This window comes from Aquiflexum balticum DSM 16537, from assembly GCF_900176595.1.
Taxonomy (GTDB): domain Bacteria; phylum Bacteroidota; class Bacteroidia; order Cytophagales; family Cyclobacteriaceae; genus Aquiflexum; species Aquiflexum balticum.
On the sequence record NZ_LT838813.1, the window covers coordinates 2540983 to 2555000 of the forward strand.

A 14018-nucleotide genomic window follows, 5' to 3' on the forward strand; every position below is an offset into this window, starting at 1 on the left:
ATTCTTTGTTCAATAAAGTAATCTCCCTATTTTTAGCCTTTTAAAAAAACAACAACAAGTATGGAAATACTGGAAGTAAACAATCCAGCTGAAGAAAAGGAATTTTTGGAAATGGCCGTGAGACTTTACCGGAATGAAAAAAACTGGATCAGGCCGATTGATAAAGATATTGAGGGCATTTTTCACCCCGAAACCAACAAATTATTCCGACAGGGCGGAAAAGCAAAAAGATGGTTGCTGAAAAATGAAAAAGGGGAAACAATTGGAAGGATTGCCGCTTTTTTGCATCCCAAATGGAAAGAAAAACAACCTACAGGAGGAATGGGTTTTTTTGAATGTAATCAAGACAAGTCTGCTGCTTTTTTATTATTTGATATCGCAAAAAATTGGCTCATAAAGGAGGGAATGGAAGCTATGGATGGTCCGGTTAACTTTGGAGAAAGGGATAAATGGTGGGGGCTCTTAGTAGATGGGTTTTCTGAACCGAATTACAATATGCCATGGAATTTCAAGTATTATCAGGATTTTTTCGAAGCATATGGCTTTCAGCTTTATTTCAAGCAATACACCTATATGAGACCTGTAAAAGGGGTAGGTTTTGATCCAAAAATGATTGAACGTGCCAATCGAATAATGGCAGATCCTGATTATAACTTTCGATATATGAAAGGTAAAGAGCTTTCGGAAAAGGCTCCGGAATATTTTATGGAAGTTTATAATAAGGCCTGGGCAAGGCATATGGGGAAGTCGTTGACCCTAAAAGAAACAAAAATGATGTTTGCGAAAATGAAGCCTATTTTGGATCCAAGACTTATTTATTTTGGTTTTTATAAGGGTGAACCGGTCTCGTTTTTCATCAATATTCCTGAGATCAATCAGATTTTTAAATATGTCAACGGGAAAATGGATCTCATTGGCAAACTGAAATTTCTGTGGCATAAAACCTTTAACCCTCCGAATAAAATGTTGGGCTTGGTATTCGGAGTCATTCCGGACTTACAGGGTAAAGGCGTTGAAAGCGCCATGATTTTACAATACAATAAAGACCTTGCCAGTACAGCAGGTTTTTCCTACGAAACGATTGAAATGAATTGGATAGGAGATTTCAACCCGAAGATGATGAGGGTATGTGAACAATTGTTGGCTACTATTTACAAAACCCACCATACCTACAGGTATTTATTTGACAGGACTAAGCCTTTTGAAAGGCACAAGATGTTTGATTGATACTAAATTAAAAATGTTTAAACTTTAAAATGAAAAGACTGATTTTTGAGCTTCAATCTAAAACCAGGGGTCAGACTAAAAATCTAAAATCTTATATCTAAAATCTAAAATGAAAAAGTACGACGTAACGGGGATAGGCAATGCCTTGGTAGATATTGAGTTTAAAGTGACTGATCAGTTTTTCTGGGACAACAAAGTTGAAAAGGGTCTGATGACTTTGGTTGATGAAGAAAGACAAAATGCTTTGATGGAAGTTATAAATACCTCTGAAGCTAAAAAACAATGTGGTGGTTCAGCTGCAAACACGGTTATTGCAGTAAGCCAATTTGGAGGGAATTCATATTACTGTTGCAAAGTAGCCAATGATGAATTGGGACATTTTTTTGTTCAGGATATGAAAGATTCGGGTGTGGGCAATAATCTTGATCCGGAAAGATTGGAAGAGGGAATCACAGGCAAATGTCTGGTAATGGTAACCGAAGATTCAGAAAGGACCATGAATACTTTCTTGGGGATTACCCAGAATTTTTCTATCAAAGATGTGAATGAGTCTGCCATTAAAGATTCCAAGTATTTGTTTATTGAGGGTTATTTGGTGACTTCTCCCAATGGTAAGGAAGCCATGATGCATGCTAAAAAGATAGCGGAATCAGCGGGTACTAAAGTCGCACTGACTTTTTCAGACCCGGCTATGGTCAAATATTTCAAGTCCAATTTTGAAGATGTGATTGGACCAAGTGTGGATTTGCTTTTTGCCAATGAGGAAGAAGCCATGTTGTTCACGAATAAAGACAATCTGCTTGAAGCAAGAGAAGAACTTAAAAAAGCAGCCAAACATTTTATCATTACCCAAGGAAAAAACGGGGCCATGATATATGATGGAGATACTTTCATTGATATTGAACCTTACAAAACTACTGCTATAGATAGCAATGGGGCAGGAGATATGTTTGCCGGTGCATTTATGTATGGGATCACCAATGGTCATAATTATGCCTCAAGCGGTAAGTTGGCTTCCATGGCCAGCTCCAAAATTGTCAGTCAGTTTGGTCCAAGGTTGAAATGGCATGAAGCCAAAGAGATATTGGCAAGATTGAATCCATAAAAAAAATCATTTCTGCATGTGATTGTTGGAATAAGCCCCTTAAATATATTTTTGGGGCTTATTTTTATAAATTTCAAGAAGACTTAGTATTGATTTTATCTTGGGATATGGAGATTCTTACTGCATTAATTCTGCAAATCAAGGAAAGCTATTTTCAATTATTTGTAATTCTTTGAATTTTTTGCTAGTTTATATGGCCAAACAACAATAGCCCGTATGATCATCTCAGGTAAAAAACTCGTCATCAAAGCTTTACTTTTTTTCTTAGCCATCAACATGGTAGATTTCATGCTGGAGATTTTCATTTTTAAAATTACCATAGATCAATGGTTAGTAAAACTGGGTGGGGCTACATTATATGTCAGGGCAATAATTGCTTTGACAGTGGGGCTCTATTTTCAGCGCAAAGAGGAAAGTAAAAAAGAAGAACGGGAAGAGAGATCCTATTGAATTTGGCCAACTTTTTTATTTTCTTTTTGATGGTAGTTTTGCTTTGAAAATCATTGATCATTGTAAAGTACCGTTGCTAAAAACTCATTCCCAACCATTTAAAAAGATTTTTTAAGTTGATAAAGATTTGTTTTCCATTACTTGATGATGAATTGGATTTCCTCAACTTATTTTTAAAATGAAAAATTAGTTATATTATTTGTTTGTAAATCCTTATAATTATATTTTTCCATCGTTTTTTAAAATAATTATCATTCATCATTTAAAATACGCAATTAAACAATTTGTCTGAACAAAATTTTTGCCTATCAGTAATATATCTGTGATTAAACAAAAACCAATGATTATGAAAAAGTCAATCTTGTTATTTTTGGTAGGGGTCTTTATTGTACTCTCTTCTACAGCCCAAAATAAAATTGAGTTCAAAGAATTCACTTTGGACAATGGTCTGCATGTGATTATGCATCAGGACAACAGCACACCTATTATTGCCAACACGGTTTTTTACCATGTCGGTAGTAAAAATGAAAATCCTGAAAAGACCGGTTATGCACATTTTTTTGAGCACCTGATGTTTGAAGGTTCTGAAAATATCGACAGGGGCCAATTTGCCCAAATAGTGCAATCATCAGGAGGAACGCTGAATGCAGGTACAAGTCTTGATTTCACTTTCTATTATGAGATTTTACCATCCAATCAACTGGAATTGGCTTTGTACTTGGAGTCTGAAAGAATGCTCCATGCCAAAATTGACCAAATCGGAGTAGATACACAAAGAGAAGTGATCAAGCAAGAAATGAAAGAGGTTATGGAGGAACAACCTTACATGTCCTTCAGAAAAGAAATGCCCATAAGACTTTTCCCAAATCACCCTTATCAGTCACCCATTATTGGTTCTGCTGAACATTTAGATCAGGCCACATTGGCAGATTTTAAAGATTTTTATGATACTTTCTATGTTCCCAATAATGCCACATTGGTTGTTGCAGGTGACATTGATTACGAGGAAACGGAACGTTTGGTCAGAAAATATTTCTCTGAAATACCAAGAAGCCTAAAACCAATCCCAAGACCTGATATTGAGATTCAAAAATTGACTTCAGAGATTAAGGATATAGTTTATGACAATATTCAGCTTCCGGCTATTTTTCAAGGCTATCAGATACCAAAATTAGGACATCCTGATACCTATGCATTAAATCTCTTGAGTACCTATTTACTTTCAGGTAAGAGTTCTTTGATGTACAGGGAATTGGTGGATAAAAGTCAAAAGGCGGTGCAGGCAGAAGCTTTCGCGAATGACCTGGAAGATGGAGGCATGTTTATTATATTGGCTATAGCCAATATGGGTATTGATATTGACGAGCTGAATGAGGCCATAGATGAAATTCTCGTGCAGGTTAAGCAAAATGGCATTGATGCCAATGAGTTTGAAAAATTGCTCAATATCAAAGAAACCCAATTGGTAAACAACCTGGGTTCTGTAGCAAACATTTCCTTGGATTTGGCACAGGCCCATGTTTTTAATGGTGGGACTGATTATATCAATTTGCAATTAGAGCAATTTAGGAAAGTGAAGCCTGAGGATATCCAAAGAGTTGCTAAAGAATATCTCAAAAAAGATAGTAGGGTTGTATTGAAATATCTTCCAAAATCAGCACAGACAACTGAATAATTTTTAATCCTAAATATAATCAAATGAAAAAGATCATATCACACATATTTGTTTTCATGTTGGCATCAACGGTAGTGGCCCAAGTGGACCGTACCAAATTGCCGGAACCTGGTCCTGCACCGGAAATCAGATTTGGGGAAGCGGAATCATTTACTTTAGACAATGGTTTAAAAGTTTTTTTAATCCAAAACGAAAAACTCCCGAGGGTTACCTATACGCTAATTTTGGACCGAGATCCGATTTTGGAAGGAGAAAAATCCGGAATGCTTGGTTTTGTAGGTAACATGATGACAGCAGGTACGAAGAACAGGTCCAAAGAAGAGTTTAATGAAGAAGTAGATTTTCTTGGAGCCCGAATTTCAGGTAGTTCGACTTCGATTTCAGGATCAACTCTAACAAAACATAAGGAAAAAGTAATGGAATTGATGGCAGATGTGTTGTTCAATCCAGTTTTCCCTGAAGAGGAATTAGCAAAGCTTAAAACCCAAACCAAATCGGGTCTTGCACTTGCCAAAAACGATCCGAATTCCATTTCATCAATATTGACTTCTAAATTAGTCTATGGGAATAACCATCCCTACGGAGAAATAGAGACGGAAAAAACTGTAGATAATGTCACAGTTGAGGATATCAAATCCTACTACAGTACGTATTTCAAGCCTAATATTGCCTATCTGGCAATTGTTGGAGATATGGATTTGCCTACGGCCAAAACTTTAGTGGAAAAGTATTTTGCAGGATGGGTAAGTGCTGAAGTTCCGACACATTCTTTTGAAAAGCCTAATACTCCTGAAAAAAATATAGTAGCGTTAGTAGACCGATCAGCTTCGCAGCAATCTGTAATTGAAGTGACGTATCCTTTGGATAATTTCCTGACTTCCGAGGATTATCTTCAAAGTAGAATCTTGGGATATGTTTTAGGGGGCGGATTTGCCGGACGACTTCTTCAAAATTTAAGGGAAGATAAAGGCTGGACCTATGGTGCATCTGCAAATTTCGGTTCTGATGATCTGATTGCCAGATTCTATGCCGGTTCGAGTGTAAGGGGATCTGCTACAGATTCTGCAATTCATGAAATCATCTATGAAATCAGAAATCTGAAGGAAAATGGTGTCAAAGAGGATGAATTGAAGGGTGCTAAATCTGCACTAAGTGGCTCTTTTGCAAGATCATTGGAGAGTCCTGCAACCATCGCAAACTTCGCTATAAACATGGAAAGGTACAATTTGCCTTCAGATTACTACAGCACTTACCTTCAGAGGTTAAATGATCTTAGCATAGAACAAGTAAATGCTTCCGCAAAAAAACTTTTGAAACCTGACAACATGTATATCACCGTGGTAGGTAACGGATCGGAAATTCAGGAGGGCTTGATGGCTTTTGGAGAAGTGAAGAGATTTACCAATGCTGGCGATCCTGAAGTGCAAATTGCCATGAATTCCGAAATCACCGCTGAAATGGTTTTAGATGACTATATTCTGGCTATTGGCGGTGAAGAAAAAGTAAGGACTATCAAATCATCAAAAATCGAGTCTGTTGCAGAAATTCCAGGAGTAAAATTGAATATCAATTATTTGTATGATGAAAATGCACATGCTTTTTCCAATAAAATAATGGCCATGGGCAATGTCGCTATACATACGCTTATAAAAGGTGGAAAGGCCACAGTTACAGCAGGAGGTCAGACCCAGGAACTTTCAGATGTGCAATATGAAGCAGCAAAGATGAATATGTTTATATTCCCTGAATTGCACTATGAGGATTTGGGTTATAGCATTACACTAGAAGGTATAAATGATGTCGAGGGTCAAAATGCGTATAAAGTCATCATTTCCAATCCCACTGGAGCGAAGCAAATTAATTATTACGCTGTAGATTCAGGTTTGAAAATAAAAAGTGAAAGTACGGATGCCGGAGAAATATTCTATTCGGAATATCAGGATATTGAAGGAATCAAATATCCCATGATGTCCACGCTTAAATCCCCCATGATACCTGTTCCCTTAGAAGCTAAGGTTGAAAAGATTGAATTCAACGTTGCAATTGCGGAAGGGGAAATGAATTAAGAAAAAATAAAAAGAGGGCTTTGACCCTCTTTTTATCTATCCAATCAATCAATTCAACACAAATCAATTTCCATGAAAAAACTTGGGTTATTCGCAGCAATATTGACAGTAGGAACACTTCAAGTCACAGCAATGGCTGGCTCTGAAGATCTGGTAAATTCAGGGCTTGCTTCAAAGATCAGAGTTGAACTCAAGAATGGCGAAACAGATCCTGCTGAGGTTATTTCAAAATACATCAAAGCTGTAGGAGGTAAAGAAAAAATCTCTAAAATCCTGAATTCAGTCAGGGTAATGGAAGCTGATTTTCAAGGAAACATTATTCTGATGAAAGGAATCAGTGATCAACAAAACGGCCGAATGATGCAAGAGACCAGTGTGATGGGAAATGTGGTCCAAAAAACCATTGTCGTCAACGGTGAGGGAACAATCTCAACAATGGGGCAGGAACAAGCCATTACTGAAGAAATGATGCAAATGATAAAATCCCAGATGTATCTTTTTCCAGAGGGGCATTATGAGGAAATGGGATTTGGTTTGGAAATCAGAGGAACAGAAAAGATCAGTGGAGAAGATGTGCATGCCTTGGTCATCACTTTTCCAAACGGGATGAAAATCATGGAATATTACAGTGTTAGGAGTGGTTTGAAATTAAAAACCAGTTCAGACGCAACAGGCGACATTGATTATTCCGATTATCAGGAAGTCGATGGAATTTTGATTCCAATGACATTGACCATCACTAATGCCATGTTGCCGACAGCCTTGGAAGGAAAAGTCACGTCAATCCTTTTCAATCAGGAATTGACGGATGCGGATTTTAAATAAAGCTTAAAAATTTTGATAGACAAAAAAGGCTTTCCATTTCAGGGAAGCCTTTTTTGTCTATTAAGTTCATTATTTCCCGATAAGTACACTGAGAGTTGATTTGGGGTTTTTCTTGGTTAGCAGCGTGAATTTTGGGAAAAACATTTTTTGACTCTTTATGATATTGATATTTATGATTTTTCCCAATCTTTCTATTTTGAGATTAACTTGATCAGCGGTTGTATTATCAACATATTCAAGAATCCGGTCATTTTTCATGAGGATTGTGTATGCTTCAGAATCTGGATGAAGTTGGGTAATGATTCCTGAGTCTTCTTTTCGTATTCCAAAGAAATGAAGAAGATCATTGTTTTCGAAATTTTCCAAGATTTCAATATTTATATCAGCCAGCAAATTTTTTAAAAGTGGAAGTAAGTCCTTTTCCCCATAAACAAAATTTTGGAAGAAGGATTTTATAAATGCTTTATCCCTGGAGTGGAGAATTACCAGTTTTTCAAAATCCTTTAAACAATAACCGATTTCAGCTTTTCCGAATTGAATCCACATATCCTTCATTACCTTTTCAAGCGAAGATTCAAATGATGTCAATATCAGGTCCAAGCAAAGGGAAATCAATGCGCCACGGTTGTAGATGCTCACTTTTTTTTCAGGAATACCAGCTTTATATCCATCAAGCCAAAGGTCAAAGCTGGATTGGACGATAGATTGATGCTGCCACCCAAAACTGTCAAATTCTTTCTGAATTTGTTTTTGTAGGATTAGGAGGTATTCTTCCAGATTAAAATACCCTGACTTTAGCAAATAGTGATCTCCCATATAGGTGGTCACTCCTTCCATGACCAGGCCTTCCTCCAAATAGACTTCTTTGGAAAGATCATAGGGAAGAATGCCTTTTGGTCTTATTCTGCAGACATTCCAATAATGGTAAAGTTCATGAGAACTCACACCTACCAATTCATCCATTTGAGTTTTGTCCTTCAAGCTTTCGGCCGGACCAAATGTGATTACAGTTGAATCCCGATGTTCTACTCCATGATAATGTCTATAAGGAAGTAGTTGAATTATAAAGTGATAATCTTTGCTTGAAAAGTCACCGTACGCCTCTATTTGATTTTTTGTGAAAGCTTTGAATGTGGATTTTAGATCAGCTAAATCAAAATGGATTTCGCCATTGAACCACAAATGGAAAGTGGAATTGCCCACTTTATAGCTATCATATTTCAAATCAGGACTAGCTAAAAGTGGACTATCCATCAAATGCTGGAAATTCTCTGCCTCCCAGAAATGCTGGGATAGTTCAGGTAGGGATGTAGCTACATAGCAGTTTTTTTCTAACTCAATTCGGATTTGGATCTGCTCACTTTTTCTTTCTTGGATATCAAAGATGAAATTGCTGAAATTAAGGTAGAGTTGCCTGTCGTCAGACCAACAGCCTCCGGCATCCATTTTACTACAATAATACTCATAGTGAACTTCATATATGCCTTGACTTTTGGTTTGGAATTCCCATAAGTCCTTACTTGATTTTCTCCACAAAAAATCTTCTTCCTGGAACTTCACCCTAAATCCTTTTAAATTTTGGGCGTAGGTACTATCTTTAAAATCAAGATTATTTTAATTTTTTTTACCTTTACGATACCGGAGAGGAAGCATACAGTGATCGTTCACTTGGATGTTTACCTTGTGTAGTGCCGACTTGATCGGCACTATTTTTTTCAGCTTTTTCAAAGCTGACCGGAGAGGGAAGCTCCAGCTCCTGTTCTTTGGATATTTCGGGTTGATAATCCTCAATAAACGGCATATTGTTTTTCCATAATGCATAGATGGTAGTTAGGATTTTCTTTTGGACAGCCACATAGCTTTTCATTTTCAAGCCATGCTTTTCGAAAGTGCGGTTGAATAAGTTGTAGAAAGGTTTGACCTGATAGGTTATTGTCTGGAATGCCGGCATGAACATCGCGCGCCTTATCCTTGAGTTTCCTTTTTTTGAGATCCTGGTTTTTCCGTTGGTTTTTCCGGATTGGTTTTCGACGACATCATATCCGCAATAGCTTACCAGCTGTTTGTTGTTTTCAAAAAGTTCAAAGCCGTTGGTTTCGGCCAAAACTATTGCCGCTGTAAGGATACCCACTCCTTTGATCGAACAGATATTCCCGACCTTGCCCCATACTTCTGCCTTGGATTGGAGGTGGTTTTTGATTGTGGATTCAAGCTGTTCTAGCTGTTTATCGATCAGTTTGATCATGTTTTCCAACTGCTTTTCAACTGCCTTGGAAGAATACATGCCGTTTTTAATGGCATGGAGCTGATTTCTTGAAGCTGTCTTTTGTTCCTGCAGGCTCTGGTGATGCCTGGTCAGGGAACGGAGTTCATAGAAAAACCTGCCAAACGGCGACCAGGGAGACAGGCATTGCTCGGCTCCCATCTGAGCCAATCCCCGGGCATCGATCGTGTCGTTTTTAGATTTATTTCCAAGTGAGCGAAGATAGTTTTTCGCCTTGGTAGGCAAAACCACAGATACAGAATAGCCCTTTTCAAACAGGTACAAAGCACAGGTTTCATGGTAATTCCCCGTAGCTTCCATACAGATTACCAAAGGGACGTTTTCATCCTTTCGGTTTTTTTTGATCCAAGAATCCATCGATTTAAAACCGGTTTTTGAATTTGGGAAAGTCTGGGTGGATTTCACCGTTACTTTTTGACCTTTATCTATGGAAGATAAGCAGCCATTGATAGATTTACTAGAAACATCCAGTCCGACAGAATATTTTAACATAGGATAGAAGGTTTATAAAAACAGTATCCCCTCTTGTTCTTAACTCATCGTTATGGAGCATTGAAGGAGTTCTTCATGCCTGGGTACTATTCAGATTCGAAGAGGAAAAAATAAAGGTGTGATCCCTACACCGCAGTATCAGCATTGCTGTACTTAATTTGCAAATCAGGCTACACCTTTATTCTGTTTTTTGGTTCAGTTTAAAGATATGAATTTGCCAATTCATATCTTCCGGGACGCCATGCAGGCAATTGAAGGTGAATTGTTTCATTTTCACTACATCTCAATGAAAGATGAACCTGAATAAATTGGGAGGGGATTGATTTTCTGAAAATGGAATAAATCATTTACCTTGGGGTTTTGATTTATAACAAAAGTAATTCCCAGGTTTGTAAATAAAAAAAAGCTATCTATCTTTGCAATCCTTTTGAGGGGGAACCTTTGGGGATTGAATTAGGAAAGCAAAAAATATTTAAAAGATAGCGTCATGAAAAGAACATTTCAGCCTTCTCGTAGAAAAAGAAGAAACAAGCATGGATTCAGACTTAGAATGTCTACAGCCAATGGAAGAAGGGTATTGAAATCCAGAAGAGCAAAAGGTAGACATAAACTTACTGTTTCTTCTGAGAAAACATTGAAGAAATAATTTCCTGCATTAATTTTCGTATTTTTATACGTGAATCACTATGCGATGAAATACGGGCTTAAGAAGAATGAAAGATTACATTCTCAAAAGTTGATCAAGGAACTTTTTGATAAAGGTTCCTCTTTTTTTTTATATCCATTTAAAGTAATGGTCCTTGAAAATGATTCTGATGATTCGGAAACCATTCAGGTACTTTTTTCCGTTTCAAAGAAAAAGATCAAAAAGGCAGTTCATAGAAACCTGATAAAAAGGAGAATGAAGGAAGCTTACAGGCTGAACAAGGATATCCTCACAGCCCCCCAAGGAATTAATAAATCAATTGCCCTGATTTATGTTTCCTCTGAAATCTCAACATTTGAGGTCATTCAAAATAAAATATGTAAAATTCTGTCCAAGGTTGAAGAATTGTCAAAATCCAGAAAAACTGATTCATGAAGTATTTTAATAAAAAACCGGTTCTCGTTATTTTAATAGCACTACTTTCAATAGGCCTGCTCTTTTCATTTGTCAACAAAAATGATAAGCTATTTGCCATTGCCAAAAATCTCGACATCTTCGCTTCCCTTGTGAGGGAGCTTGATTCTTATTATGTAGACGACATTGATGCAGAGCAACTTGTCACAATAGGGATCAATGCTATGTTGGAGGAACTCGATCCATATACAGAGTTTATTCCTGAAGAAAATTCTGATGATTTCAGGTTCTTAACCACAGGTGAATACGCCGGAGTAGGGGCATTGATCGGAAATAGAACAGGCGTCAATATGATTTTGATGCCTTATAAAGGCTTTCCAGCCCAATCAGGAGGTTTACGCATAGGGGATCAGATTTTAAAAGTAGATACTGTGGACGTTTCTGAAAAACTCACTTCTGATATTTCCAAGCTATTAAAAGGCCCTGCCAACACTTCCGTTTTGGTCCAGGTCAAGAGGGGAGTGGATACACTTTCTTTTGATATCACAAGGAAAAAGATTGTTATCAGTAATGTGCCCTTTTATGGAAAAATTGATGACAATACAGGTTATATAAAACTTTCAGATTTCACTACTAATGCGGCAGCTGATGTGAGATCTGCTTTTTTGGATTTGAAGTCTCAGGGAATAACAAGATTGGTTTTGGATGTTAGAGATAATCCGGGAGGAATTTTAAAAGAAGCAGTTGATATAGTAAATCTTTTTATCCCAAAGGGAAAAGAAGTGGTCAGGACGATAGGTAAATTGGAAAGCGTTAATTCTGTATATAAGACTACCAAATCTCCAGTAGATAAGGATATACCATTGGTGGTTTTGATAAATGAGAGAAGTGCGTCAGCTGCTGAGATTGTAGCAGGAGCTTTGCAGGATTATGATAGGGCCATTCTGGTCGGAAGAAAAACTTTTGGAAAAGGGCTCGTGCAAACGACTATACCTCTTTCTTACAATTCCCAAATCAAAGTGACCACTGCTAAATATTATATCCCAAGTGGAAGGTGCATCCAAGCAATTGATTACAGTAAGAAAGATGAGAATGGTCTTTCCAATTCGATACCGGATTCTTTAAGAAATGAATTCAGGACAAAAAATGGAAGGATTGTTCTTGACGGTGCAGGTATTGAGCCTGATAAGAAAATTGATTCCAAGAATTTCGCACCCATAACTTATAGTCTTGTTGCAAGGAATCTTGTTTTTGAATTTGGCAATGAATTCTTTATTGAAAATAAGGAAATAACCGGCCCTCGGGAATTTCAAATATCTGATGCACTTTATGAGGACTTTGTGAGTTGGTTGGATGGAAAAGAGTATGATTATACTACTTATGTCGAAAAGACTTTGGAAGATCTTGAGAAGTATGCCGAGAAGGAAAAGTTTTTTGATGATATCAAATTGACCATTGAAGAATTGAAGGCAAAAGTAAGTCATAATAAAGAGCAGGATTTGGTAACCTTCAAGGATGAGATAAAGGATGCTTTAAGGGAAGAAATTATTTCCAGATATTTCTACCAGGAAGGCGTCATTGAAGCATCCTTGATGAATGATGCTGACATAAATTCAGCTTTGGCAATCCTAAAAAGCGATTCTGAAATCAGCAATATTCTTATGGCATCTTCAAAGATGCTTGATTCTAAATGAGCCTGATACTTTCAATAGAAACCGCTACAGCTGTATGTTCTGTTTCCTTGCATCAGGAAGGTAGACTTTTGGGTTTGCATGAATTGGATCAGGAAAATGCACATGGAAAGAAGCTTTTACTGTTGATTGATGATCTTTTCAAATATACCAATCTTAATTCAAGTGACCTGAATGCCATTGCTGTTTCCTCCGGACCGGGTTCATATACCGGTTTAAGGATAGGTGTTTCCATTGCAAAAGGACTGGCCTATGCCCATAATATCCCCCTCATTTCCGTAGATTCTTTACATGCGATAGCCCATCCATTAATTGGAATTACAGGAAAAAATGACACGGTTATTTCTATGATAGATGCCCGTAGAATGGAAGTTTATACTTCAATTTTCAATTCTACTGGTGAATTGATAAAAGGACCTTATCCATTGATTATTGAGGACAATCCATTTATGAAATATTTGAATAAGGGTAAAGTTTTTTTTGTGGGAGATGGAGTTGGAAAATTGAGGGAAGTACTTGAACACGAAAATGCTGTTTTTCCTAATCTATTGAGCTCCTCAAGAGCTGTTGGAGAAATTGCCTATAGAAAATATTTGATAAATGAGTTTGTCGACACAGCTTATTTTGAACCGAATTACTTGAAAGATTTCAAAGTTATAGCCTCAAAGAAAAATCTTTTAAATATATGAAAGAGATTGTAAACAGGGTTGCAAATAGCCCAATAGTCACTATAGATTTAGAAGAGTTTTATCGATTCGAAGAAAGAGTTGTCTTTGATTTAAAAGATTATCTCTATCAGGAATTGGTTTTAAGGGAAAAGGATTTTCGGGCTGCATTGAAGGAAACTGATTGGAGTCAATTTTCCGGTAAGTTGGTTGCCATTGATTGTACAGCTGATGCCATTGTGCCCAATTGGGCCTTTATGCTTGTAGGTACTTATTTAACTGCTATGGACATTGAGTATGTTATCGGAGATTTGAAAACTTTGGAACAATACTTGTTTGAAAAAGCCTTATCCAAAATTGATGTGGAAAAATTTCGGCAGAGACCTGTTGTTATCAAAGGGTGTAGTAAGCATCCAGTTCCGATGTATGCCTATGGCAGGATACTGTCTATAGTGCAGCCATATGCCAAATCAATAAT

General features: G+C 37.1%; 15 protein-coding genes and 1 pseudogene (1 of these 16 running past the window's edge). 11 read left to right on the top strand and 5 right to left on the bottom strand.

Annotation, left to right across the window (positions count from 1 at the left end; all coding sequences use genetic code 11):
* The first annotated feature begins 60 nt into the window (after positions 1-60).
* The 6 genes from B9A52_RS10875 (at position 61) to B9A52_RS10900 (ending at position 7348) form a co-directional block, all read left to right on the top strand.
* Positions 61-1227 (top strand): hypothetical protein, encoded by a 1167-nt coding sequence (locus B9A52_RS10875; RefSeq protein WP_084120498.1) that lies wholly within the window; start codon positions 61-63, stop codon positions 1225-1227.
* Between the two features lie 109 nt (positions 1228-1336).
* Positions 1337-2332, top strand: a complete 996-nt coding sequence (locus tag B9A52_RS10880; RefSeq protein WP_084120499.1) for an adenosine kinase — start codon at positions 1337-1339, stop codon at positions 2330-2332.
* Between the two features lie 216 nt (positions 2333-2548).
* The gene (locus B9A52_RS10885; protein WP_084120500.1) at positions 2549-2782 is read left to right on the top strand and encodes a hypothetical protein; all 234 of its coding nucleotides are present in this window, start codon (positions 2549-2551) and stop codon (positions 2780-2782) included.
* A gap of 346 nt (positions 2783-3128) precedes the next feature.
* Positions 3129-4457, top strand: a complete 1329-nt coding sequence (locus B9A52_RS10890) for a M16 family metallopeptidase (protein ID WP_084123472.1) — start codon at positions 3129-3131, stop codon at positions 4455-4457.
* A 23-nt stretch (positions 4458-4480) separates the two neighbouring features.
* Positions 4481-6523: a M16 family metallopeptidase gene (locus tag B9A52_RS10895; RefSeq protein ID WP_084120501.1), complete on the top strand. Its 2043-nt coding sequence runs from the start codon at positions 4481-4483 to the stop codon at positions 6521-6523.
* Between the two features lie 72 nt (positions 6524-6595).
* Entirely contained in the window at positions 6596-7348 is a 753-nt protein-coding gene (locus B9A52_RS10900; protein ID WP_084120502.1) for a LolA-like protein, read from the top strand.
* Between the two features lie 69 nt (positions 7349-7417).
* Here B9A52_RS10900 and B9A52_RS26335 read toward each other — a convergent pair whose 3' ends face one another.
* The 4 genes and pseudogenes from B9A52_RS26335 to B9A52_RS26535 form a co-directional block, all read right to left on the bottom strand.
* Complete coding sequence (locus B9A52_RS26335) at positions 7418-8602, bottom strand: M61 family metallopeptidase (protein WP_317045542.1); 1185 nt, start codon at positions 8600-8602, stop codon at positions 7418-7420.
* Positions 8591-8926: pseudogene (locus B9A52_RS26340) on the bottom strand (M61 family metallopeptidase); the annotation flags it as partial. The gene B9A52_RS26335 and the pseudogene B9A52_RS26340, both read right to left, overlap by 12 nt.
* A 52-nt stretch (positions 8927-8978) precedes the next feature.
* Positions 8979-10124: an IS110 family RNA-guided transposase gene (locus tag B9A52_RS10910; protein ID WP_113926323.1), complete on the bottom strand. Its 1146-nt coding sequence runs from the start codon at positions 10122-10124 to the stop codon at positions 8979-8981.
* Between the two features lie 200 nt (positions 10125-10324).
* Positions 10325-10471 carry a M61 family metallopeptidase gene (locus tag B9A52_RS26535; RefSeq protein WP_172805199.1) on the bottom strand — a complete coding sequence of 49 codons (147 nt, stop codon included), beginning with the start codon at positions 10469-10471 and terminating at the stop codon, positions 10325-10327.
* 140 nt (positions 10472-10611) lie between these two features.
* Between B9A52_RS26535 and rpmH the strand changes: the two genes are divergently transcribed.
* The 4 genes from rpmH to tsaB are packed head-to-tail and all read left to right on the top strand — an operon-like array spanning position 10612 to position 13564.
* A complete protein-coding gene (gene rpmH / locus B9A52_RS10915) occupies positions 10612-10770 on the top strand; it encodes a 50S ribosomal protein L34 (protein WP_009032742.1) in 159 nt (52 codons plus the stop codon).
* Between the two features lie 45 nt (positions 10771-10815).
* Positions 10816-11205: a ribonuclease P protein component gene (gene rnpA, locus B9A52_RS10920; protein WP_084120504.1), complete on the top strand. Its 390-nt coding sequence runs from the start codon at positions 10816-10818 to the stop codon at positions 11203-11205.
* The gene (locus B9A52_RS10925; protein ID WP_084120505.1) at positions 11202-12878 is read left to right on the top strand and encodes a S41 family peptidase; all 1677 of its coding nucleotides are present in this window, start codon (positions 11202-11204) and stop codon (positions 12876-12878) included. Before rnpA ends, B9A52_RS10925 begins: the two co-directional genes overlap by 4 nt.
* Positions 12875-13564, top strand: coding sequence for a tRNA (adenosine(37)-N6)-threonylcarbamoyltransferase complex dimerization subunit type 1 TsaB (tsaB, locus tag B9A52_RS10930; RefSeq protein WP_084120506.1), 690 nt, complete (start codon positions 12875-12877; stop codon positions 13562-13564). The genes B9A52_RS10925 and tsaB overlap by 4 nt, the downstream gene beginning before the upstream one ends.
* Here tsaB and B9A52_RS26540 read toward each other — a convergent pair.
* Entirely contained in the window at positions 13530-13604 is a 75-nt protein-coding gene (locus B9A52_RS26540) for a sortase B protein-sorting domain-containing protein (RefSeq protein WP_394334893.1), read from the bottom strand. The genes tsaB and B9A52_RS26540 overlap by 35 nt on opposite strands.
* Here B9A52_RS26540 and B9A52_RS10935 point away from each other — a divergent pair.
* Positions 13570-14018: the 5' portion of a DUF2480 family protein gene (locus tag B9A52_RS10935; protein WP_394334894.1), read on the top strand. It continues 49 nt past the right edge of the window; 449 of the gene's 498 nt are visible here — the first part of the coding sequence; its start codon is at positions 13570-13572; its stop codon lies off the right edge, out of view. The genes B9A52_RS26540 and B9A52_RS10935 overlap by 35 nt on opposite strands.